Source organism: Desulfobulbus oralis (assembly GCF_002952055.1).
Classification (GTDB): Bacteria; Desulfobacterota; Desulfobulbia; order Desulfobulbales; family Desulfobulbaceae; genus Desulfobulbus; species Desulfobulbus oralis.
The window spans coordinates 2301536-2324945 of sequence record NZ_CP021255.1 but is presented as its reverse complement, the minus strand read 5'-3'; the positions used below and the strand labels follow the sequence as shown (position 1 = coordinate 2324945).

The window sequence follows — 23410 nt, the reverse complement described above, 5'->3', positions numbered from 1 at the left end:
CAAGGCGGGCATTATCAACGTCAATGGCCATTGTTGCGGCAGGTGAGGCAGGGTGAAGATCAGAGTGGCCATCACCACCTTGGGCTGCAAGGTGAATCAGGTGGAAAGCGCGGCGCTGGACAACGCCTTTGCGGCCGCAGGCTGTGCGCTGGTCGATTTCAGGGAGCAGGCGGATATCTATGTGGTCAACAGTTGCGCGGTCACGGCCCGGGCCGGGCAGCAGTCCCGGCAGGTGCTCAGAAACGCGCTGCGCCGGAACCCCGAAGCCAGGGTTCTGATCACGGGCTGTTATGCGCAGATTGCAGCCGATACCCTACGGGCCATTGACCCGCGGGTGCTGCTGATCGGCAACAGCCACAAGGAAGAACTCGTTGCCGTGGCGCTGGGCAGGGCGCCCGCGCCCGCGCTTGTGCCCATGGCCGAAAAACAGGGCGTCTTCGCCCTGCCGGTACGGCATTTTCCCGGCCACAGCCGTGCCTTTCTGCGCATTCAGGACGGCTGCAGCAATTTCTGCTCCTACTGCATCGTGCCCTACACCCGGGGCCGGAGCCGCAGTCTGCCGCTGCAGCAGGTGATGCAGCAGGCCGGGCTTTTCGCGGAAGCCGGCTATCGGGAAATCGTGGTCACGGGCATAAACGTGGGCCGCTACGGTCTGGACCTGGCGGAAAACGAAACCATTGTCACGGTGCTGGCCCGCCTCTGCACAGCCTTCCCGGAGATCCGCTTTCGTCTGAGCTCCATCGAGCCACCGGAAATCGACGCAGCGCTTCTGGACATGGCCGCAGATCATCCGAACTGCATGCCCCATTTTCACATTCCCCTGCAGAGCGGGGATGACCGGGTCCTGGCCGCCATGCGCCGCAGGTACCGGAGCGCGGATTTCGCCGGCAGGGTTCAGGCCCTGCGCGCCCGCCTCCCGCTGGCCGCCGTCGGCTGCGACGTGCTCACGGGCTTTCCCGGCGAGACGGAGGCCCAGGCGGCGAACACCCGTGCGCTTCTGCAGGAATGCGCTGTGAGCTTTCTCCACGTCTTCCCCTATTCCAGACGCCCCGGCACCCCGGCCGCCAGCATGCCAGACCAGGTGCCAGCCGGCAGCAAAAGCGAGCGCGCCGGATTGCTGCGCAAACTGGACGCCGATCTGCGCCGGCATTTCTATGCGGCCAATCTGGGCCGTGTGCTGCGGATTCTGGTGGAGCGCCGCCGTGCAGACGGCATGCTGGAGGGCTTCAGCGAGAACTATATCCCCGTCCGCCTGGCCGGGCCGGAGGCGCTCGTCGGGAAAATCGCTGCGGTGCGGCTTTTGCGGGTGGATGCAGGCGGCCCGTTCGGTATCCTGGAAACCGGGGCTTGAGCCGAGCTGCGGAAACGGGTACATTGGCCGGGAAGCAAGGAGCTGCCATGTACAAAAACGTTGCAGGAGAAATTATCGCCATCGGCGACGAACTGACCTGCGGCCGGGTCGCCAACACCACGAGCCGTCTCGCGGCCCGAAAGCTCTTCCTTCTGGGCTACGACTTCGCGGTCATGCAGTGCATCGGTGACGATCCGGCGCTGATCGGCAGAACCCTGCGCGGGGCGCTGGAGCATGCGGACTTTGTCCTGGTGACCGGCGGCCTGGGCTCCACGGACGACGACCTCACCACTGCGGCGGCAGCCGACGCCCTGGGACTCGGGACCAAAAGCCACCCGGTGCTGGCCATGCGTCTGCGGGAAAGGCTCGCCGCAGAGGGGCGGGACTTCGACCTGCCGCTCTTCTCCCGCTTCGCCGTGCTGCCGGAAGGCGCGGAGCCCCTGGACATGGAGGGACGTATGGCCGGCTACCTCTTGGAGCATCGGGGCAAGCCGATCTGGTTTTTGCCCGGCGTGCCCTCACAGATGGCGGTCCTCCTGGAAGACAGGGTGATCCCCGAACTGCAGGGCCGCTTTCCCCAGCCGCCGCTGCGCCAGCATCTCTACCACAGTTGCGGTCTGCCGGAGCTGGACATCAACGCGCGCCTGAAAGCCTTGGCAGGCCGGCCCGGGCTGCACCTGGGCTACTACCCCATCGGCTTTAACGTGGACGTGAGTCTGACCCTCAGGGGCGGGAGCGCCGCGGCCAACGAAGCCCTCTTTCAGGAGGCGGACAGCCTGATCCGGGCCAGACTGGGCGCCCATATCTTCGGCGAAAGCGACGACAGCCTGCCGGAAGTCGTGGGCCGGCTCCTGGAGCGGCACGGCAAAAGGCTGGTGCTGGCCGAATCCTGCACGGGCGGACTGCTGGCCTCGAGCCTCACCGCCATTCCCGGCAGCTCCAGGTGGTTCGAGGGCGGCGCGGTGGTCTATTCCAACCGCCTGAAGGAGCGGGTGCTGGGTGTGCCCAAAGATATTCTGGACCATTTCGGCGCGGTCAGCCGCGAATGTGCCGCTGCCATGGCCACGGGCGCGCTGGCCCGGCTTGGCGGCGACATCGCCGTTGCCGTCACAGGCATCGCCGGGCCCACAGGCGGCAGCGCGGAGAAGCCGGTCGGCACCGTGTATCTGGCCCTTGCCGCCAAAAACGGTTCCGGGCCACAGGTGCAGCTTCTGCACCTCCATGGCGCCCGGGCGGAAATTCAACAACAGACCATGCAGCGGGCGCTGGATACGGTGCGCCGCGCTCTCATCAGCACAGCATAAGGAGTAAAAATGGCGGAACGCAGCGACCTTCAGGAAAACCGGCTCAAGAGCGTGGAGAACGCCATTGCCCAGATTCAGCGGCAATACGGCAGGGGCGCCATCATGCGCCTGGGCACAAACGAGCGGGAAAATATCCCGGTGATTTCGACCGGCGTGCTCTCGCTGGACATGGCCCTCGGCGTGGGCGGCCTGCCGCGTGGCCGGGTCACGGAGATTTACGGTCCGGAGTCCTCCGGCAAGACCACCCTGGCCCTGCACGTCATTGCGGAGGCCCAGCGCCGGGGCGGCAACGCGGCCTTCATCGACGCGGAAAACGCGCTTGACACCAGCTATGCCGAGCGGCTCGGCGTGGATGTGGACAACCTCCTCATCTCCCAGCCGGATTACGGCGAGCAGGCCCTCGAGATTACAGAGATTCTGATGCGAAGCGGCGGCGTCGACGTCATTGTCATCGACTCCGTGGCAGCGCTCGTGCCCCGGGCGGAAATCGACGGCAATGTGGGCGAGCAGCACGTGGGTCTGCAGGCGCGGCTGATGTCCCACGCCATGCGCAAGTTCGCGGGCCTCATCAACCGCACGAATACGGTTTTGATCTTTATCAACCAGATCCGCATGAAAATCGGGGTGCTGTTCGGCAACCCGGAAACCACCACCGGCGGCAATGCCCTCAAATTCTACAGCTCCATCCGCGTCGACATCCGCAAAACCACGCAGATCAAGGACGGGCAGGAGGTCATTGGCAGCCAGACCAAGGCCAAGGTGGTGAAGAACAAGGTGGCACCGCCCTTCAAGCAGGCGGAGTTCGATATCGTCTACGGAGAGGGCATCTCCCGTACCGGCGATTTGCTGGATCTGGCGGTCAACAACGGCATGGTGGACAAGAGCGGCGCCTGGTACACCTACAACGACGAGCGCATCGGCCAGGGCCGGGAAAATGCCAAGAAATATCTGAAAGAGCACCCGGAGCTGATGGCCGATCTGGATCGCAAGCTGCGGCTGGCCTTCGGCATGCCGGTGGACAATGGCCAGGCAGGCGGCGGGCAGACGCCCGCAGCAGCCCAGCCGGCGGCAGGCTCGCAGAATCAGGCCGATCTGCCGGGGATCTCGTGATGGAGCTGGTGCACAAACCCGAACTTTCGCGCTACGAACTCTCTGCTGGCGGCGCGACCGCGGTGCTGGAATACGAGAGCGAAGGCGAAGTGCTGGTCTTCACCCATACCTTTGTGCCCGAGGCCCTGCGCGGCCAGAACATTGCCGGCAGGCTGACCCGTTTTGCCCTGGACGATGTGCGCCAGGCCGGCAAAAAGGTGCGGCCACAGTGCAGCTATACCCAGCTTTTTCTGCGCCGCCATCCGGAATACGCCCCGCTGCAGGCCGAAGGCGCGACCCCGGCCCCGGCCTGCGCTCTGCCCAGGAACCGATAGGGAGCCCTTTTCTTTTCCCCATTCGACACTACTGTGCGCTCCGGCCCTGTCATTCCGGCAGGGCCGGATTTTCCCTCTTACCGACAAAAACCTGTATGCTGCCTGCCACCCTGGCTCTGATCTGCGGTCTGATTCTTCTGGTCATAAGCGCCCGCTACTTCGTGGACGGCTCCGCCGCCTGCGCCCGGCACCTGGGCATGCCGCCGCTTTTGGTCGGCATGGTGGTGGTGGGCTTCGGTACCTCGGCCCCGGAAATGGCCGTGTCGATTCTGGCCGCACTCCAGGGCGATCCGGGCATTGCCCTGGGCAATGCCTATGGCTCCAACATCTGCAACATCGGGCTGATCCTGGGGCTGACCGCGCTCATCCGGCCCATTGCCGTGCAGCAGGGGGCGCTGAAGCACGAGCTGCCCATTCTGCTGGCCATTACCGGTCTGGCCGCATGGCAGGCCCGGGACGGCAGCCTGAGCCGGATCGACGGCCTGACGCTCCTCATCGTGTTCGCCATCCTCATGTTTGTCAGCATCCGGCAGGGTCTGCGCAGCCGCCAGATGCCGGCCGCGCCGGAACCCGGGCCATCCGGAGCGCAGCCGGAACCTATCGCTGCCCTGTCGCTGCCCAGGGCCCTGCTGTACGTGCTGGCCGGCCTCCTGGTCCTGGTGGCGAGTTCAAGGCTTCTGGTCTGGGGCGCGGTGACGATTGCCGGGCATTTCGGCGTGAGCGACCTCATCATCGGGCTGAGCATCGTGGCCGTGGGCACTTCGCTGCCGGAGCTGGCCTCTTCCCTGGTGGCGGCCAGCAAGGGCGAAGACGAGCTGGCCCTGGGCAATATTCTGGGCTCCAACCTCTTCAACACCCTGGCCGTGGTGGGTCTGGCCGCGGGCATCAGCCCCATGCAGACAGAGCCTGCAATCCTCCTCCGGGACATCCCGGTCATGGCCGTCCTGACCGCAGCGCTCTTCCTGCTGGGCTGGGCGCCGAAGGATCGGGCGGGCCGCATCAATCGCCTGGAAGGCGCGCTCTTACTGGCAGTGTATGTGGCCTACACCCTCACGCTCCTGAAAAGCGCGGGCGCATTCTGAAGGGCCGCGGCCAAGCCGGGGCCGCGTGCAGAGCCGGAAGGCCAGCCCGGCCGCCTGTGGCAGGCCCGGTCTGCACCAGAGATAAAAAATGACTCCGGAAGCGATAGGGGACAGCATGGAGACACCGAAAAAACCGCTGCTCAGCCTGCGCGGCCTGAAGGCACAGACTGCGGCGAGTTCGCTTGCGATCGACCATCTGGAGGTGTGCGCCGGCGAGGCCTGGGGCATCCTGGGCGAGACCGGCGCGGGGATGGAGCTGCTAGCGCGTATCCTGGCAGGCGACCTCGCGCCGGTGCGCGCGGGTGCATGCGTGCTGCCACGGGAGCTGGGCCTGGTCAGCTTTGCCGGACAGCAGGAGCGCTTCGAGCGTGAGCTGAAAAACGACGACACCGACTTCCTCAACCGGCCCGACCCCGGCACCCCGGCCGGTCGCCTGCTCGCCGGGAAGCAGACCCATCGGGAGCTGGTGCGCCTGCTGCGTCTGGAGCATGTTCTGGACCGTGGTTACCGCTACCTGAGCAGCGGCGAGGCCATGAAGATCGCCATCCTGGCCGAGCTTTCCCGAGGCGTGCAACTGCTCGCTCTGGAGCATCCCTTTGACGGGCTCGATCCGGCCAGTTGCCGGGAACTCGCACGCAGTCTGTCGCGCCTGCACGACGGCGGGCTGACCCTGCTTTTTCTGTTGAGCGACATTGCCGACCTGCCCCACTGGTGCACGCATCTGGCGCTGTTACAGGATGGGCTGATTCACTTCACCGGTCCGGCCGACGTCATCCGGATACTGATGGGCGGCAGCGGGGGCCGCAGGCAGGCGCTGTTTCGGGCGGGCACGGCCGCGCTCAGGGGGACGGACAGCCAGGCCGGTGCGGACGAGCCGCTGATTGCGCTCAGAAACGGCTTTGCCCGCTACGGTGAGGTGGCGGTTTTCAGCGGGCTGAGCCTGAGCATCCGTCCGGGCGAGCACACCCTCATCACCGGGCCGAACGGCTGCGGCAAATCCACCCTGGTGCAGCTCATCACCGGCGACCATCCGCTCTGCTACCAAAACGACCTTTGCATTTTCGGCCGGCGCCGGGGCGGCGGCGAAACCATCTGGGACGTGAAACGCCACATGGGCATTGTGAGCAATGACCTGCACCGTTGCCACCGGATTAACGGCAATGCGCTTGCCGTGGTGATTTCCGGCCTGTTCGACTCCATCGGCCTGTACCAGCGGCCCACGAGCGAACAGCGGGTTCTGGGGCGCTCCTGGCTGGAGTGGCTGGGCCTGGCCGACAAGGCGGCCTTGCCCTTCCGCCGCCTGAGCTACGGCGAACAGCGGCTCGTGCTGCTGGCCCGGGCCCTCATCAAGAAACCCCGCCTGCTCGTGCTGGACGAACCCACCGAGGGCCTGGACAAGGCCAACCGCAGGGCGCTGCTGGATTTTCTGGAGCAGACAGCCGCAGAACAGTTGAGCACCATCCTCTACATCAGCCACCGGCAGGACGAGCACCGTCCATTCTTCCGCCAGCATCTGGAATTCCGGCCCGGGGACGATGCCGTACCCTTTCGGCTGCTGCACAGGTGAACCGGGCCTGAAAGGGCGGAAGCCAGCAGCAGGCCCCTGTGCGCAGGCCGGGCGAACGATGCGCTTTTGCCTCCGGGCCCGATTGCGCCAGCCAAAGAGGGCAGGGCGCAAACGCATGCCCTTGGGGGGCTGCCATGGCCGCAAAGCGGTACAGGGGAGGAGCAGGCACGCAAAGCCGCAGATCGTGGCCAGGGCCTATTTCATGCCGATGCCCAGGGCCTTCAGCTTGCGGTGCAGATGGCTGCGCTCCATGCCGATCTGCTCCGCGGTTTTGGAGACATTGCCCTCGTTGGCCTGCAGCCGCGCCGCCAGGTAGTCCCGCTCGAAATGCTGGCGCGCCTCGCGGAAGGGCAGCCGCACGTAGTCCGGGACGGCCGGCGGCGTGGGCGGCGGCGTTTTTGCGCCGCTCCGCCCCAGAAAGAGCGCCACCTCCGCCTCTCCCACCTCGTTGCCGTCGCTCATGATGAGCAGTCTTTCGACCAGGTTTTTCAATTCCCGCACATTGCCGGGCCAGTCGTGCTGCTGCATCATGGCCAGGGCAGCCGGCATGAATGCCTTGGGCCGTATCCCCTTGCAGCGGAACTGCTCGACAAAATCCATGACCAAAAGCGGGATATCTTCTTTCCGGTCGGCCAGCCTGGGCACCTTGATGGGCACCACGTTCAGGCGGTAGTACAGATCGGGCCGAAAGGTGCCGTGCTCGATTTCTTCGTCCAGTCGCTTGTTGGTGGCAGCGAGAATGCGCACATCCACCTCGATGGTCTTGGCCCCGCCGACCCGTTCGAAGCGGTGCTCCTGCAGAATGCGCAGCACCTTGGCCTGACTCTTCAGGCTCATATCGCCGATTTCATCCAGCAGCAGCGACGAACCGTCGGCCTGGTCGAACTTGCCCTTCCGGGTCTCCACCGCACCGGTAAAGGCCCCCTTCACATGGCCAAAAAGCTCGGACTCGATCAGCTCTTCGGGAATGGCCGCGCAGTTGACCTCCACCATTGGCATGCCGGCCCGCGGCGACAGGCGATGAATGGTCTGGGCGACCAGTTCCTTGCCCGTGCCGTGCTCGCCCAGGATCAACACCGAGGCGCCGGTAGGCGCGACCCGTACAATATCCTCGCGCAACAGCCCAATGGCCTGACTCTCGCCGGTGATGCGCGCGATGCCCTGGCCCTTTTCCCTGAGCAGCAGGTTTTCCCTGGTGAGGCGGTCAAACTGCAGGCCCTTGTTGATGGACAGGACGACCTTGTCGTAGGAGAGCGGCTTTTCGATGAAGTCGTAGGCCCCGTTTTTTGTGGCTTCGACCGCGGTTTCGATGCTGCCGTGGCCGGAGATCATGATAACCGGCAGGTCGAAGCGGCTTTTGATCTGCCTGAGGGCCTCCAGGCCGTCCATGCCCGGCATCCAGATGTCGAGCAGCACCAGGCTGACATCCCGCTCGTCCAGCATGTGCAGGCCCTCTTCCGCGCTGGCGGCGGCAAGAGGCAGAAAACCTTCGTCTTCCAGGATGCCGGCCAGGGAGCTGCGGATGGCGGCTTCATCGTCGATAATCAGAATGGTGCTGGGCATGACAGTGCAAAACAAACAGGCATGGGGGAGACAAAATTCTGCTCAGCATACTACCGAAATTCCTCCGGGAAGGCAAAGGGAAGGGCAACGGCTCAGTCTCTGGCTTCCCGGTTCCAGCGCCGGTACATGAAGAGGGCATTCAACAGATACACTATCCACATGCCCAGGGTGGCGACGTTCTCCCCAGCCCGGGCAACGTGCAGGGCCCACATGAAGATCATGACCAGATCCGCAAAAATCCACAACAGCCACTGCTCGCTCAGGCGGCGGATCAGAAGCACCTGCGCGGTGAGCGAGACCACCGTGCCCAGGGCGTCCACATAGGGCAGCCGGCCGCCCAGCATCTGCAGCAGAAAGCCGTACAGCAGAACGGCCAGAGCGGTCAGGCCGTAAAGCGCCAAAGCCTGCCCGGGCGGCAGCCGGCGCTTGACGACCTCGGCGCTGACCGCATTCATGTGCCGCCGCCACGCGAACCAGCCAGTGCAATGCATGGGCAGGTAGCAAAGCAGGTTGAGGATGACCCCGCCGTAGTATCCGGCCCGAAACGCGACCCAGGCATAGCAGAACACGTTGACGGCGCCGACAAGGAAAGCGGAACGCTTGCCCTTGCCGGCCAGAATCGCGCACCAGACCCCGCTCAGGCCGGCGCTCAGGCTGAGCGGATCGTCCCGCCAGCGCAGCGACAGGCCCAGAATCACGGCCGTCGCGACGCCCAGCCAGGCCACCTCGATCGCCTTCCAGCCCCTGAGTTCGAATTGCAGATAGGTCCGCAGGGCCTGCCCCATACGCTCCTCCGTTTTGCCATGCCCCCATGTTATGACCCGGAATGCGCATGGGAACAAGCAAAAACGCAGGCCAGGCCGGCGGGGCGAGTTCTGCTTGACAGGCCCAGCGCTGCCGCATATACAGGAGACTTTGCTTCACTGTTCCAGAACGGTCGGCGCCGCTCGCCCGGTCCCGCCTTCGGCGTGCATAGCCCGGCAGACCTTTCCGCATCTTTACAGGACACATCATGACTACATTCACAGGAGCCCAGGCCATCATCCAATGCTTGCAGGAAGAGGGCGTGGAACTCGTCTTCGGCTATCCTGGGGGCGCGGTGCTCGATCTGTACGACGAGCTGATGAAAAGCCCCATCCGCCATATCCGCGTACGTCACGAGCAGGGTGCGGTGCATGCGGCAGACGGCTATGCCCGCGCCACCGGCAAGACCGGCGTGGCGCTGCTGACCTCCGGCCCAGGCGCCACCAACGGCGTCACGGCCATTGCCACCGCCTACTGCGACTCCATCCCCCTGGTGGTCCTGACCGGCCAGGTCGCCCGGCAGTTGATCGGCAACGACGCCTTTCAGGAAGTGGACATCGTGGGCATCACCCGTCCCTGCACCAAGCACAACTACCTCGTCAATTCAACAGCCGATCTCGTGCCCACTCTCCGGGAGGCCTTCTACCTCGCCGCCTCCGGACGCCCGGGCCCGGTGCTGGTCGATCTGCCCAAGGACATCATCGCAGCCCACAACATCGAGTACCCGGAAAAAACCCCCATCAAAATGCCGACCTACCAGCCCCATACCATCCCGCACCCAAGGCAGGTCGACAGGCTCTGCCAGGCCCTCCTCAAGGCCAGAAGACCGGTGCTCTATGTGGGCGGCGGCGTCGTGCTCTCCGGCGCCAGCCCCGAACTGACCAGACTGGCCCACCGGCTGGGCATCCCCGTGGCCATGACCCTCATGGGCCTGGGCGGCTTCCCCGGCACCGACGAGCTCTCCCTGGGCATGCTCGGCATGCACGGCAGCTATGCCGCCAACATGGCGGTTGCCAAAAGCGATCTGCTCATTGCCGTGGGTGCCCGCTTCGACGACCGGGTCACCGGCAGGCTGGACACCTTTGCGCCTGAGGCCAGAATCGTGCACATCGATCTGGATCCCAGCTCGATCAGCAAGAACGTGACGGTCGACATCCCCATCGTGGCCGACTGCACCCTGGCCCTCTCCGCCATAAACCGCTGGCTCGACGGCAAGGGCGATGGCGGGGAACACGCCGTGCAGGAGCAGCTGGCCCCGTGGCGGCGGCAGATCGCCGACTGGCAGGCGGCGCATCCCCTTGCCTATACGGATCAGGACGAGGTCATCAAGCCCCAGTACGTCATCGAAAAACTGCAGGAGCTGACCAAAGGCGAGGCCATCATCGCCACCGAAGTGGGCCAGCACCAGATGTGGACGGCCCAGTTCCACCACTTCAAGCACCCGCGTCACCTCATCACCTCCGGCGGCCTCGGCACCATGGGCTTCGGTCTGCCGGCAGCCATCGGCGCGCAGTTGGCCTTTCCCGGGAAAACGGTCATCGACATTGCAGGCGACGGCTCCATCCAGATGAACATTCAGGAGCTGGCCACGGCCAAGGAAAACGGCGCTCCGGTCAAAATCGCCATCCTCAACAACCACTACCTCGGCATGGTGCGCCAGTGGCAGGAACTTTTCTACAAGCGCCACTACGCGGCCACGGTCATGGAGTTTGAACCGGATTTCGTCGCCCTCGCGCAGGCCTATCAGGCCTGCGGCCTGCGCGCCACCACCAGGGCGGAAGTCGAGCCGGTGATCAGGGAGGCCCTGGCCACCGACAACGTGGTGGTCATGGACTTCATCATCAACCGGGAGGAAAACGTCTTCCCCATGGTTCCGGCCGGCAAGGCCACCACCGAAATGCTCCTGGTCTGAAGGAGGCAAACAATGAAGCACACCCTCTCCATCCTCATGCGCAACAGACCCGGCGCCCTTTCCCGGGTGACCGGCCTGTTCTCGGGCCGCAACTTCAATATCGAAAGTCTCTGCGTGGCCGAAACCATGGACCCGGAGTTTTCCTGCCTGACACTCGTGACCACGGGCGATGCCGCGATTGTGGAGCAGATCACCAAGCAGCTCCACAAGCTGATCGACGTGGTGACCCTGAGCGACACCAGCGAGGGCGAGTATGTGGAACGCGAGCTGGTACTCATCCGGGTCAGGGCGGACGGCCAGACCAGGGCAGAGGTTCTCCGCGTGATCGACATCTTCCGCGGCAAGGTCGTGGACGTCAGCCCCAGTACCTACACCCTGGAGATCACCGGCCAGGAGTCCAAGATCAGCGCCGTGCTCGATATCCTCCGCCCCCTGGGCATCAAGGAGGTCATCCGTACCGGAAAGATCGCCAGCAAACGAACGCCAAAAAAATGAGGCCTTGGGCCAAGACTTGCTTACGAGGACACAGCATGGGCAAAATCACAGGATCTGAAGCCATTATTCGGTGTTTGCAGGAAGAGGGCGTGGAACTCATGTTCGGCTACCCCGGCGCAGCCATCATCGACCTGCTGGACGCACTCTACAAAAGCCCCATCCGTCAGGTACGGGCGCGTCACGAGCAGGGTGCGGTGCACGCGGCAGACGGCTATGCCCGCGCCACCGGCAAGACCGGCGTGGCGCTGCTGACCTCCGGCCCAGGCGCCACCAACGGCGTCACGGCCATTGCCACCGCCTACTGCGACTCCATCCCCCTGGTGGTCCTGACCGGCCAGGTGCCACGGCAGCTGATCGGCAACGACGCCTTTCAGGAAGTGGACATCGTGGGCATCACCCGTCCCTGCACCAAGCACAACTACCTCGTCAATTCAACAGCCGATCTCGTGCCCACTCTCCGGGAGGCCTTCTACCTCGCCGCCTCCGGACGCCCGGGCCCGGTGCTGGTCGATCTGCCCAAGGACATCATCGCAGCCCACAACATCGAGTACCCGGAAAAAACCCCCATCAAAATGCCGACCTACCAGCCCCATACCATCCCGCACCCAAGGCAGGTCGACAGGCTCTGCCAGGCCCTCCTCAAGGCCAGAAGACCGGTGCTCTATGTGGGCGGCGGCGTCGTGCTCTCCGGCGCCAGCCCCGAACTGACCAGACTGGCCCACCGGCTGGGCATCCCCGTGGCCATGACCCTCATGGGCCTGGGCGGCTTCCCCGGCACCGACGAGCTCTCCCTGGGCATGCTCGGCATGCACGGCAGCTATGCCGCCAACATGGCGGTTGCCAAAAGCGATCTGCTCATTGCCGTGGGTGCCCGCTTCGACGACCGGGTCACCGGCAGGCTGGACACCTTTGCGCCTGAGGCCAGAATCGTGCACATCGATCTGGATCCCAGCTCGATCAGCAAGAACGTGACGGTCGACATCCCCATCGTGGCCGACTGCACCCTGGCCCTCTCCGCCATAAACCGCTGGCTCGACGGCAAGGGCGATGGCGGGGAACACGCCGTGCAGGAGCAGCTGGCCCCGTGGCGGCGGCAGATCGCCGACTGGCAGGCGGCGCATCCCCTTGCCTATACGGATCAGGACGAGGTCATCAAGCCCCAGTACGTCATCGAAAAACTGCAGGAGCTGACCAAAGGCGAGGCCATCATCGCCACCGAAGTGGGCCAGCACCAGATGTGGACGGCCCAGTTCCACCACTTCAAGCACCCGCGTCACCTCATCACCTCCGGCGGCCTCGGCACCATGGGCTTCGGTCTGCCGGCAGCCATCGGCGCGCAGTTGGCCTTTCCCGGGAAAACGGTCATCGACATTGCAGGCGACGGCTCCATCCAGATGAACATTCAGGAGCTGGCCACGGCCAAGGAAAACGGCGCTCCGGTCAAAATCGCCATCCTCAACAACCACTACCTCGGCATGGTGCGCCAGTGGCAGGAACTTTTCTACAAGCGCCACTACGCGGCCACGGTCATGGAGTTTGAACCGGATTTCGTCGCCCTCGCGCAGGCCTATCAGGCCTGCGGCCTGCGCGCCACCACCAGGGCGGAAGTCGAGCCGGTGATCAGGGAGGCCCTGGCCACCGACAACGTGGTGGTCATGGACTTCATCATCAACCGGGAGGAAAACGTCTTCCCCATGGTTCCGGCCGGCAAGGCCACCACCGAAATGCTCCTGGTCTGAAGGAGGCAAACAATGAAGCACACCCTCTCCATCCTCATGCGCAACAGACCCGGCGCCCTTTCCCGGGTGACCGGCCTGTTCTCGGGCCGCAACTTCAATATCGAAAGTCTCTGCGTGGCCGAAACCATGGACCCGGAGTTTTCCTGCCTGACACTCGTGACCACGGGCGATGCCGCGATTGTGGAGCAGATCACCAAGCAGCTCCACAAGCTGATCGACGTGGTGACCCTGAGCGACACCAGCGAGGGCGAGTATGTGGAACGCGAGCTGGTACTCATCCGGGTCAGGGCGGACGGCCAGACCAGGGCAGAGGTTCTCCGCGTGATCGACATCTTCCGCGGCAAGGTCGTGGACGTCAGCCCCAGTACCTACACCCTGGAGATCACCGGCCAGGAGTCCAAGATCAGCGCCGTGCTCGATATCCTCCGCCCCCTGGGCATCAAGGAGGTCATCCGTACCGGAAAGATCGCCAGCAAACGAACGCCAAAAAAATAACATGCAAAGCGAACAGATCCCTGTGGCACGGGAAAGCGTGCCCTTTCTGGGTTTGGGGGCCCTGAGCACCCTGGTCCTGGCCCTCTTGGGCTACAGCGTGCCGGCTCTCATCTGTCTGGCGGCAAGCGGCTTTGTGCTCTACTTTTTCCGCGATCCGGTGCGGGTGCTGCCCGAGGGCGAAAACACGATTGTTTCGCCGGCTGACGGCAGGATCATCAGGGTGGAGGAGGTGGCGGACAACCGCTTTCTCCATGGGCAGGCGCTCAAGGTCTCCATCTTCATGAACCTGTTCAACGTCCACGTGAACCGCATACCCTATGCCGGCACGGTGGAGGCGGTGCGGCTGCAGGCCGGGCGTTTTTATGCGGCCGACAGGATCAAGGCCGAACTGCACAACGAATACTGCGCCCTGCTCATGGGCACGCAGGACGGCGGCCGCTATGCCGTGGTGCAGGTGGCCGGGCTGGTGGCGCGCCGCATTGTCTGCCGGGCCGAAACAGGCGACCAGCTCAGGGCGGGCCAGCGCTACGGCCTGATCCGCTTCGGCTCCCGGCTCGACCTGTATCTGCCGCCTGCCACCGCGATTGCCGTGCAGATCGGCGACCGGGTTCGCGCCGGCGAAAGCCTCCTTGGTCACTGGCCGGTTCAGGCTGGTCCGGCCGCAACAACATCCTGAACACTGTCATGTATCATACCCAGAAGCGGGCGCACACCCGCCTTTTCATCCTCCCCTGCATGCTGACCATCAGCAGCCTGTTTTGCGGCTTCTATGCCATGGTCGCAGCCATCAACGGTCATTTTCAGGCCGCAGCCGCCTCTATCATGGTAGCCGGACTCTTCGATGGGCTGGACGGCCGGGTGGCCCGCCTGACTCGTTCCACCTCGCCCTTTGGCATGGAGCTGGATTCCCTCTGCGACATTGTCTCCTTCGGCGTGGCCCCGGCTTTACTGGCCTATCTCTGGGCGCTCACGCCCTTTGGCCGCTACGGCTGGCTGGCCGGCTTCCTGTATCTGGCCGCCACCGCCCTGCGACTGGCGCGCTTCAACGTGCAGGCCTCAAGTGAAGTCGCAACGGATGGCAACTTCACCGGTCTGCCCTGTCCGGCCGCGGCCGCCATGATCGCCTCGGCCGTGCTGTTCACCACGGTCGTGCTCAAGAACAGCGACCCGGTACGGCACATCATGCTGCTGTTCCTGGTTTACCTGCTCTCCTACCTGATGATCTCGACCCATCGCTACCCGAGCTTCAAGCATGTGCGCATCCCGCGGGAAAAGCGCTTCCAGGTATTGGCCGGCCTGATTCTCCTCCTGATGCTGCTGGCCACCGAGCCCCCCATTACCCTCTGCGTGAGCTTCCTGCTCTACATGCTGAGCGGCCCGGTGCTGGACGGCTGGCGCCTGCTCCAGAAGCACGATAAAATTCCCTGGAAATTCGGCAGGAAGCCGGGCGGCAAAACGGGCATGTCCTGATGCGCATCACCGGCGGTCTGGCCAGAGGGCGGCGTTTGCTGGGGCCCAAAGGCGACCAGCAATTGCTCCGCCCCACCTGCGACCGGGTGCGGGAGGCGCTGTTCAATATCCTGGGCAGCCGGGTGCGCCATGCCGTGGTGCTGGAACTCTTTGCCGGCACCGGCGCCTGGGGCATAGAGGCGCTCAGCCGGGGCGCCCGGGCCGTGCTGTTCATCGATGAAGCCATGGCATCCGGCCGCCTCATTGCCACAAATGTCAGCTCCTGCCTGAACGCGGGCGTGCAGGCAGGTTTTCTCCGCCTGCATCTGGACAAAAAAAGCGAACTCGCCTTCCTGAGCGGCCACATCCCGCCTCCGCACCGATTCGATCTGGTCTTCATGGATCCGCCCTATGGAAAAAATCTGGCGGCTGACCTGTTGCCTGTGGTAGAAGGCGCACATTTCCTCGCACCGAACGCGCTGGTCGTCGCCGAAGAACACCAGAGCATCCTGCTGCCCCGGCGCGTCGGCGCCCTGCGGCTGCAGGACAGACGGCGGTACGGAGCCAGCAGCCTGTGGCTCTACACGGTCTGCCAGCCCAACGGAGCATGAATCATGGACGCCACTCTCCTGTCCCAAGCCGCCCTGAAGCCGGGGCAAAGCCGCCATGCCCTCTACCCGGGCACCTTTGATCCCATCACCAACGGCCATCTGGACATCATCCACCGCGGTCTTCGCCTCTTTGACCGCATCACCGTGCTGGTCGCCATCAACGTGAACAAGGAACCGCTCTTCGAGCTGACGGAACGCTGCCAGCTCATTCGCGAGTGCTTTGCGGACCTGCATGATCGGCTGACGGTGGGCTGGACCAGCGGACTGGTGGTGGACTATGCCCTGGAACACAATGTTCCCGCCATTATCCGCGGGCTGCGAGCCATTTCGGATTTCGACTATGAATTCCAGCTCGCCCTGATGAACCGCCGTCTGGCGCCACAGGTGGAGACGGTCTTCCTCATGACCGGCTTCCGCTGGATTTACATCAGTTCCACGGCTATCAAAAATGCGGCCCGCTTTGGCGGCAACATCACGGGACTGGTGCCGAAACATGTGGAAGCGGCCCTGAAACGCAAGTTCGGGTGATCCGGACGAGTGCCCCGGGCCCGCTGGCAAAGCCCCGGCAAATGCGGTATGATAGCTCCCGCTGAATGTTCATGGTTCGCTGCGAAAGGGCAGGGGTGTCCGGCGCGGCAGTCCAGAGGCAGGTATCTGCTTTGCACACGCTAGTACGACGGAGCATTCCGGTACTGCTCGTCATCGGCCTGCCCTTCTTCTTTGTGGGAGGGCCGGGCTTCTATTCGGCCCGCTCCCGGGTGCATCTCTGGGATCTGGGCCATATCCTCTATTTTGGCCTCTTCACCCTGTGGCTGACCGGTCTGGCCTCGGACTGGCAGGCGGCGCTGTCCAGGGGCAGGCGTCTGGCCCTCCTCGTGCTGCTGCCCTTTGTCGCGGGCCTCATCATCGAGTGTCTGCAATTTGCCGTAAACGGGCGCAGGCCCGGCATGGACGATCTGTTCAGAAACACGCTGGGCATCCTGCTGGTGCTGGTGTTCCAGTGCTGGCCGCTGCAGGAGTCCCGGCAGCGGCTCTGCCTCGGAGTCCTGCGGGCGGCATCACTCGTCCTGTTGTGCTGCGCGCTCTGGCCTCTTTTCAGAAGCGTGCGGGATGAAGACCGGGCCTGGCGGGAATTCCCGGTGCTGGCGGATTTTGAAAGCAAGGGGGAGCTGAGCCGCTGGTACCACGCAAACCAGTTGCGGCAGGAAAAAGGCATCGTGCGCCACGGCAGTTGTTCGGCCCGGGTGCAGCTCTCAACCGCCAGGATCTCCGGCGTGACCCTGCTCCATTTTCCGCACGACTGGCATGGTTATCGTTGGCTGCGCTTCAGCGTCTATAACCCGCTGAACGGCCCGCTCGAACTGAACTGCCGGCTGGACGACAGCCGGCACCGGCGCACGCATGGCCCCTACAGCGACCGCTTCAACACCCAGCTCGTGCTCAGACCCGGGTGGAACGACCTGGCAATTGACCTGGAAGAGGCGGAAAAAGCGCCCAAAGGCCGGCGCATGGACATGAGCCACATAGCGGGCTTCAGCCTCTTTGTGGTGCAGCAGAAAGCGCCTTTGGCACTGTTTCTGGACCACGTCCACCTGAACTGAATGCACGCTCTTCCCTCTTGATTTCATCAATGCCGCAATATCCCGCGCCACAGTCCTCCTGAACGGCTCGCGTAATGCAGCCAGCCGTTACACCGGGCAAGCCGGTGAACTCTTCATTGGTGCTTGATCCTCCAAAATTCTAATACGCTAGAAACTCTTTCAATTTCTTCAGAAAGATCTAAGCCACTTTCAAAATTTAAGGGCATTCGATCTGATAAAAATTTTTTATGCAATCGTTCAATACAATAAACAATTGCCAATCGTTGTTCTTTTGTACAAATGTCTCAAAGTGTTTTTATTGTTGCATGATTTTCATTTAGAAATGACAAGATTACATTTGATAGCACTGCACACTAAGTATCACTATAAAGGATATAAGTCCATAATAAAGGCTGGAAGGCTAGCTTCTCTTTAATGTCTCTTTCTGGGAATGGGAGAAAATCCCTCGCCTTGAGGCGAAGACTTCAGTAGGTTTGCGATACTATGGATGACTATGCGTATCGCAAAGGCTCGCATTCAATTTATTCCCTCAAGGTCCATATTGTATGGATTACCAAGTATCGCAAACCGGTTCTCTTTGGAGACGTGGCCGTGCGTTTACGGGATCTGATACGAGAAATATGCCGATCCATGGATATAGATATTTTGAAAGGGCACGTCTCCAAAGATCATGTACATCTGTTTGTTTCGCTTCCTCCACAGATTTCTGTGAGTAAATTGGTTGGCCGCATAAAAGGGAAAACCTCACGCAAGCTGCTTGCAGAAAACCGACGTTTGTCCGGGCAATTTTGGGGCCGTCATCTGTGGGGTCGCGGATATTTTGCCGCCAGTTCAGGCAATGTCACAGACGATGTCATCATGCAATATATTGCAGAGCAGGACTTGGAGGAGCGAGCCCACGATGACGATTTTACCCTGGCTCCGTAAGCCGCCTTGCAGGCGGCAATGGTTCGAAGCTACCGCCTTTAGGCGGTAGAGAATTCACTTATTCCATTTGAAAATATAAATAAAACTGCAAAAAATCCTATAAGAAATCCTAAACGGCGTAAATAATCTAACTTTTTCAAAAAATTTACAACACAAATTATAGCTTTATATCTTCTACCTGAAACCATGGGTTTACCCCTAAAATGTGCTCATTGAAATAAAGTATGGTGCCTTCAAATTGCAAGTAGGCCGTTAAATAACATGATTAAGCAGAAGCACCCTTTTGAAAATACTGTCGCAAAAGACCACCTTCGTTCTCGTTGCTGGGTAGATTCTCATTCCAAATGCACCACGTGGTAGGGGGTAGATTCTCATTCCAAACGCACCACTTGGTAGGGGCATGAAGAGTTAAAGGACAGGGCGGGATTCTGGTCGAGTTGGCAGCACCAACAACCACTCAGCCAGAAGGAGCCCGCCATGTCCCATAGCCATCTTACTCTGGAAGAACGCATCAGTATCAAAATATTTGTGTCCATGGGCCTGAGCTGCCGGGAAATGGCCAGACGCCTGGGCAGGAGTCACAGCACTGTTTCCCGGGAGCTGCGCCGCAACGCAGGCTCTGCAAAAAAAGGTTATCGTGCGCAGAGCGGCGTGCCCACAAAAGACGAAAGAGAGCAAGGCATTACCGCTGTATGAATCGGCCCGAACTGGTTGCCTGGGCCGATGAAAAGTTGCGTGCAAACTGGTCTCCCGAACAGATTGCGGGCCGCATCCGTCTGGAGTATCCAGAGGATCAAAGCATGCGTATCAGTACAGAGACTATCTACCGCCGGGTCTATGCAGCGGCACAATTTGGCGATACCAGCTACCGCCATCTGCGCCGCGCCCACAAAGGCCGGAGGCGGCAAAGCAGGTATGGCCAGGGCCGGCGCCTGTTTCCCGGGCGTATTGATATCAGCTGCCGCCCGGGGATTGTGGAACTCGGAACTCGCTTTGGTGACTGGGAAGCCGACCTTGTCTGTGCCTCCAGAGGAAAAGCGGCGCTGCTCAGCTGTACCGAACGCAAAAGCCGCTTTCTCCTGCTGGCCAAGGTACAAGACAAGACAGCCGCGTCCTTCAATGCGGCACTCATTCCCTGCCTGCGTGCTGTGCCGTCAAAGCTGCGGCAGACCTTGACGCTTGATAATGGTTCGGAAATGGCAGGCTTCAGGGCGCTGGAGGCAGCCACTGGCCTGCGCACGTATTTTTGTAAACCACATGCCCCGTGGCAACGTGGGACGAACGAAAACAGCAACGGGCTTTTGCGGCAGTATTTTCTAGGCTCAGGCCTCATTAATTGCCAAAAAGCAGAAAAGTTGGTTAGTTGTGCTCAAGGAGGACGCCATGAGCCAACTTTTCTACCTTTCTGCCGAACAACTCGAACGTATCAAGCCCTTCTTCCCACGTTCACATGGTATTCCGCGGGTCGATGACCGGAAAGTCATCAGCGGCATCATTTATGTCATCAAGCATGGCCTGCAGTGGAAAGATGCGCCGCGCGAGTATGGCCCGTACAAGACGCTCTACAATCGTTTTTTGCGCTGGAGCCAGATGGGCATCTTCAACAACATTTTTACCGAATTGGCAAAAACAGCGGGACAGGATGGCCAGGTGATGATCGATGCGACCCACCTCAAGGCGCATCGTACCGCCGCCAGTTTGCTCAAAAAAGGGCTCTTTCCCGCTGCATCGGCCGCACAAAGGGCGGGCTGAACTCCAAACTCCATGCCCTTTGCGACGGCCACGGCAGGCCCCTGGCCATGAAGCTCACGGCAGGCCAGGTAAGCGACTACAAAGGAGCCGCCCTGCTTATGGATGCCATAGATGCTTTGCCCGAGGCCAGGGCGCTGCTGGCGGACCGTGGTTATGACGCCGACTGGTTCCGTGATGCCCTGCGTGCCAGAGGCATTACGCCCTGCATCCCGCCCAGAAGGAGCCGGAAGCGACCCTGCTCGTACGATCAAAATCTGTATAAACAGCGGCACAAGATCGAGATCATGTTTGGCAGGATCAAGGACTGGCGGAGAATAGCCATGCGTTATGACCGCTGCGCACATACCTTCTTTTCAGCTCTATGCCTCGCGGCTTCCGTCATATTCTATCTCGATTAATGAGGCCTGAGCCTAGCATGTACACCGGGGAGACCTGTCGCCCCTTCACAGGGGCGTGAATTGAAACCCCCTCCGGTACCGGACAAAACCTGGCACGGTCATGGTCGCCCCTTCACAGGGGCGTGAATTGAAACCCGAAGTGTCAGCGGGGGATGTGCAGCAGGTCTAAGTCGCCCCTTCACAGGGGCGTGAATTGAAACGCCCCTGTTTCCGCTTTGAAGGATTCCGGGAATTGTCGCCCCTTCACAGGGGCGTGAATTGAAACGCCGACATTTGTCCAGACCAAAAACGTGCGGGATCGTCGCCCCTTCACAGGGGCGTGAATTGAAACTCCTGCTGCCGTTTCAGTTCTATATGCTGGCCCAGTCGCCCCTTCACAGGGGCGTGAATTGAAACAAGAGCTTGCTGACATGCTTCTCGGACAAATCCATCGTCGCCCCTTCACAGGGGCGTGAATTGAAACTGGGAATTCCCAGAAATGGAAAAATTCCTGCAGGGTCGCCCCTTCACAGGGGCGTGAATTGAAACTCTCTGGCGCAGGTGGCGCAGATATGCCAGCCATCGTCGCCCCTTCACAGGGGCGTGAATTGAAACAGTGCTGGGCAAGGGCAACAAAAGACGGGTTGTGGTCGCCCCTTCACAGGGGCGTGAATTGAAACATTCAAACCTGCTCATATTGCCTTACAGGATGCAGTCGCCCCTTCACAGGGGCGTGAATTGAAACAAGGAGATGACTCACAAGCTGGAAAGGTCAAGGGACGTCGCCTCTTCACAGGGGCGTGAATTGAAACACAGGCTGCTGATGGTCAGCATGCAGGGTAGGCTGGTCGCCCCTTCACAGGGGCGTGAATTGAAACCCATGCGTCCGGCTCGAAATTGGCTCCTTGACCAGTCGCCCCTTCACAGGGGCGTGAATTGAAACACGGAATTTTATAAGGGCCTGCGTAAGGCAGGCCCTTTCCTTGCAACGAAAAAAACAGGTTAATCAGAACAGCACGTCTTCATCATAATAGCAGCATTTCAGCATCTGCTCCATCTGCTTTTGATTGATGGGCCGCGGGTTGCAGCCGGTGCAGGCATCGGTCAGGGCGTTGGCCGCAATGTCGGAGAGCTTGGCCTGGAACTCGTCTTCCGGCACAATCCCCTTGCCCGCCTCGACCTTCAGACCGCCTTCGCCATAACTCTGAATTGCCATCGGGATGTTCAGTTCCGTGTTGAGTCGACGGCAAAAGCCGATCAAATTATCCACCTTGTCGCACACGGTCGAGCCACCCAGATTGATGGCGTCTGCGATCTGGGCATAACGCAGGGCGATTTCTCGTCGACCCGCGTTGAACTTGATAACCTTGGGCAAATACATGGCATTGGCTGCACCATGGATGATGTGCCCGTTCTTGAAGGCTGCACCGGTCTTGTGGGCCATGGAATGGACAATACCCAAAAGGCCGCTCGAAAAGGCAATACCAGCTAGGCACTGGGCATCGTGCATGGCGCTGCGGGCCTCAGGGTCGCCTGCATAGGAGTATACAAGGCTCTCCTGGATCATGCGGATGGAGTGCAGGGCCATGGCATCGGTATAGCAGGAGTGCGCGGTGGAAACGTAGGCTTCGATGTTATGGGTCAGGGCGTCCATGCCGGTGAAGGCTACCAACTTGGCCGGCAGCTTCTGCACCAGGGCCGGATCAACAATGGCTACGTCCGGGGTAATCTCGAAATCGGCCATTGGGTACTTGATACCCTTCTGGTAGTCGGTGATGATCGCAAAGGCCGTCACTTCGGTTCCTGTACCCGAGGTTGTGGGAATGGCGCAAAAACGGGCCTTTTTCCGCATCTCAGGCAGGCCGAACGGTGTGCACATCTGCTCGAAAGTGATGTCCGGGTATTCGTACTTGACCCACATGGCCTTGGCCGCATCGATCGGTGAGCCGCCACCCACCGCGACGATCCAGTCCGGCTGAAATTCTTGAAACGCGGCTGCACCCTTGTTCACGGTTTCCACGGACGGGTCGGATTCAATGCCTTCAAAGAGTTTTGTCACAAAACCGGCTTCCTTCAGGTTCTTCTCAATCAGTTCCAGAAAGCCGTTCCGTTTGATGGAACCGCCGCCAATGCAGATCATGGCCTTTTTACCCTTCAGCTTCTTGAGAGTGCTCAGGGCATCTTCTCCGTGATAGACAAATCTCGGGTTTGTGAATTGTTGCATGGCATTCTCCTCCTCAAGAGGTAACATTGAAAGTTTTTTTGTCCCAGGCATCAGGACAAAAACAGACCACGGGGGCATCCTGTCGGAGCGATGCGCCCCTCCTGTTCATCGCACTGTGGCCAAGACTGGCCTTTGGAAGTACGGTTCACAGGTTGTCATTACTTCGAGTGAATACATATCGAAATCATGCAGCATAGTACCCAAGGCACGAAACAATTTCTGATGTGGCAGGTTCTCGCAGTAAAATTTTCACGAACATTCGGGTTCCTTCTCCCCCCAAGGCATCTCCGCCTTCCCTCGCTTCGTCCGGGTGGCAATCCCCGGACAATCCTGGTCAGAGCTTTGGCTCCCGCCTCATGCTCGCAGGGCCCTTTGGCAGGGGTTTGCGCAGTGAAACAGGCAGTCCAGATATGCAGGGACTGTGCACGACAAATGATTCAGGACCACGAACCTTTTTACGCTTCCGGCCGATTGTCACGGATGCCGACAATCTCCTCCGTCTCTTTGTTGGCCCCGTGCGAATCCTGACTGCCTGCCTGCACAATGCAGATTGGGTCACCCGATTATATGGACCCATGCATTTCTTTCATGAGATAGGTATACACGCTTTCTGACAATCCTCAATCATTATTTTATTTTTTTGCGGGTAAATAATAGAGACATAAAATATTTTAAGGCGTAACTAAAATCTTTAACCTTTATTCTATACAAATATCTGAACAAATTTTATTGT

At 61.1% G+C, this 23410-nt stretch carries 20 protein-coding genes, 1 pseudogene and 1 CRISPR repeat array; of the genes and pseudogenes, 18 read left to right on the top strand and 3 right to left on the bottom strand.

What is annotated here, in order from left to right; genetic code table 11:
• Window positions 1-52 precede the first annotated feature (52 nt).
• The 6 genes from mtaB to CAY53_RS10270 all read left to right on the top strand — a co-directional run bounded on the left by mtaB (window position 53) and on the right by CAY53_RS10270 (window position 6728).
• Window positions 53-1351, top strand: coding sequence for a tRNA (N(6)-L-threonylcarbamoyladenosine(37)-C(2))-methylthiotransferase MtaB (gene mtaB, locus CAY53_RS10295; protein ID WP_104937025.1), 1299 nt, complete (start codon window positions 53-55; stop codon window positions 1349-1351).
• A 47-nt stretch (window positions 1352-1398) separates the two neighbouring features.
• Complete coding sequence (locus tag CAY53_RS10290; RefSeq protein ID WP_104937024.1) at window positions 1399-2655, top strand: CinA family nicotinamide mononucleotide deamidase-related protein; 1257 nt, start codon at window positions 1399-1401, stop codon at window positions 2653-2655.
• Between the two features lie 9 nt (window positions 2656-2664).
• Window positions 2665-3765 (top strand): recombinase RecA, encoded by a 1101-nt coding sequence (recA, locus tag CAY53_RS10285; RefSeq protein ID WP_104937023.1) that lies wholly within the window; start codon window positions 2665-2667, stop codon window positions 3763-3765.
• On the top strand, window positions 3765-4079 hold the full coding sequence (locus tag CAY53_RS10280; RefSeq protein ID WP_104937022.1) for a GNAT family N-acetyltransferase: 315 nt from the start codon (window positions 3765-3767) through the stop codon (window positions 4077-4079). The genes recA and CAY53_RS10280 overlap by 1 nt, the downstream gene beginning before the upstream one ends.
• Before the next feature lie 95 nt (window positions 4080-4174).
• On the top strand, window positions 4175-5161 hold the full coding sequence (locus tag CAY53_RS10275) for a calcium/sodium antiporter (protein WP_104937021.1): 987 nt from the start codon (window positions 4175-4177) through the stop codon (window positions 5159-5161).
• Window positions 5162-5276: 115 nt separating this feature from the next.
• Complete coding sequence (locus CAY53_RS10270) at window positions 5277-6728, top strand: ATP-binding cassette domain-containing protein (RefSeq protein WP_245874807.1); 1452 nt, start codon at window positions 5277-5279, stop codon at window positions 6726-6728.
• Window positions 6729-6923: 195 nt separating this feature from the next.
• On the opposite strand, the gene CAY53_RS10265 is transcribed toward CAY53_RS10270, so the two are convergent.
• Complete coding sequence (locus tag CAY53_RS10265) at window positions 6924-8291, bottom strand: sigma-54-dependent transcriptional regulator (RefSeq protein ID WP_104937542.1); 1368 nt, start codon at window positions 8289-8291, stop codon at window positions 6924-6926.
• Between the two features lie 92 nt (window positions 8292-8383).
• A complete protein-coding gene (pnuC, locus tag CAY53_RS10260) occupies window positions 8384-9076 on the bottom strand; it encodes a nicotinamide riboside transporter PnuC (RefSeq protein ID WP_104937019.1) in 693 nt (230 codons plus the stop codon).
• Between the two features lie 227 nt (window positions 9077-9303).
• Here pnuC and ilvB (CAY53_RS10255) point away from each other — a divergent pair, with 227 nt between their 5' ends.
• From ilvB (CAY53_RS10255) to CAY53_RS10195, 12 genes and pseudogenes are all read left to right on the top strand, one after another.
• On the top strand, window positions 9304-11007 hold the full coding sequence (ilvB, locus tag CAY53_RS10255) for a biosynthetic-type acetolactate synthase large subunit (protein WP_104937018.1): 1704 nt from the start codon (window positions 9304-9306) through the stop codon (window positions 11005-11007).
• Window positions 11008-11019: 12 nt separating this feature from the next.
• On the top strand, window positions 11020-11502 hold the full coding sequence (ilvN, locus tag CAY53_RS10250) for an acetolactate synthase small subunit (protein ID WP_104937016.1): 483 nt from the start codon (window positions 11020-11022) through the stop codon (window positions 11500-11502).
• A 35-nt stretch (window positions 11503-11537) separates the two neighbouring features.
• Complete coding sequence (gene ilvB, locus CAY53_RS10245; RefSeq protein ID WP_104937017.1) at window positions 11538-13241, top strand: biosynthetic-type acetolactate synthase large subunit; 1704 nt, start codon at window positions 11538-11540, stop codon at window positions 13239-13241.
• A 12-nt stretch (window positions 13242-13253) separates the two neighbouring features.
• Window positions 13254-13736: an acetolactate synthase small subunit gene (gene ilvN / locus CAY53_RS10240; RefSeq protein WP_104937016.1), complete on the top strand. Its 483-nt coding sequence runs from the start codon at window positions 13254-13256 to the stop codon at window positions 13734-13736.
• Between the two features lies 1 nt (window position 13737).
• The gene (locus tag CAY53_RS10235; RefSeq protein ID WP_104937015.1) at window positions 13738-14412 is read left to right on the top strand and encodes a phosphatidylserine decarboxylase family protein; all 675 of its coding nucleotides are present in this window, start codon (window positions 13738-13740) and stop codon (window positions 14410-14412) included.
• Window positions 14413-14420: 8 nt separating this feature from the next.
• Window positions 14421-15206, top strand: coding sequence for a CDP-diacylglycerol--serine O-phosphatidyltransferase (gene pssA / locus CAY53_RS10230; protein WP_104937014.1), 786 nt, complete (start codon window positions 14421-14423; stop codon window positions 15204-15206).
• On the top strand, window positions 15206-15796 hold the full coding sequence (rsmD, locus tag CAY53_RS10225) for a 16S rRNA (guanine(966)-N(2))-methyltransferase RsmD (protein ID WP_104937013.1): 591 nt from the start codon (window positions 15206-15208) through the stop codon (window positions 15794-15796). The genes pssA and rsmD overlap by 1 nt, the downstream gene beginning before the upstream one ends.
• Before the next feature lie 3 nt (window positions 15797-15799).
• A complete protein-coding gene (coaD, locus tag CAY53_RS10220; protein ID WP_104937012.1) occupies window positions 15800-16324 on the top strand; it encodes a pantetheine-phosphate adenylyltransferase in 525 nt (174 codons plus the stop codon).
• 131 nt (window positions 16325-16455) lie between these two features.
• Window positions 16456-17397: a VanZ family protein gene (locus CAY53_RS10215; protein WP_181040273.1), complete on the top strand. Its 942-nt coding sequence runs from the start codon at window positions 16456-16458 to the stop codon at window positions 17395-17397.
• Between the two features lie 483 nt (window positions 17398-17880).
• A complete protein-coding gene (tnpA, locus tag CAY53_RS10210; protein WP_104935414.1) occupies window positions 17881-18324 on the top strand; it encodes an IS200/IS605 family transposase in 444 nt (147 codons plus the stop codon).
• Between the two features lie 477 nt (window positions 18325-18801).
• Window positions 18802-19640 (top strand): annotated as a pseudogene (locus CAY53_RS10200) (IS30 family transposase); the annotation flags it as partial.
• A gap of 67 nt (window positions 19641-19707) precedes the next feature.
• Window positions 19708-20474, top strand: a protein-coding gene (locus CAY53_RS10195) for an IS5 family transposase (protein WP_245874806.1) whose coding sequence is annotated in 2 segments (ribosomal slippage) — window positions 19708-20041 and window positions 20041-20474 — 768 coding nt in all. Because the reading frame shifts where the segments join, the coding sequence is not laid out codon by codon here.
• 36 nt (window positions 20475-20510) lie between these two features.
• A CRISPR array of direct repeats spans window positions 20511-21396; the repeat unit is 31 nt; unit sequence GTCGCCCCTTCACAGGGGCGTGAATTGAAAC.
• Window positions 21397-21459: 63 nt separating this feature from the next.
• Here CAY53_RS10195 and CAY53_RS10190 read toward each other — a convergent pair.
• Window positions 21460-22677 (bottom strand): iron-containing alcohol dehydrogenase, encoded by a 1218-nt coding sequence (locus CAY53_RS10190; RefSeq protein ID WP_104937008.1) that lies wholly within the window; start codon window positions 22675-22677, stop codon window positions 21460-21462.
• Window positions 22678-23410 lie beyond the last annotated feature (733 nt).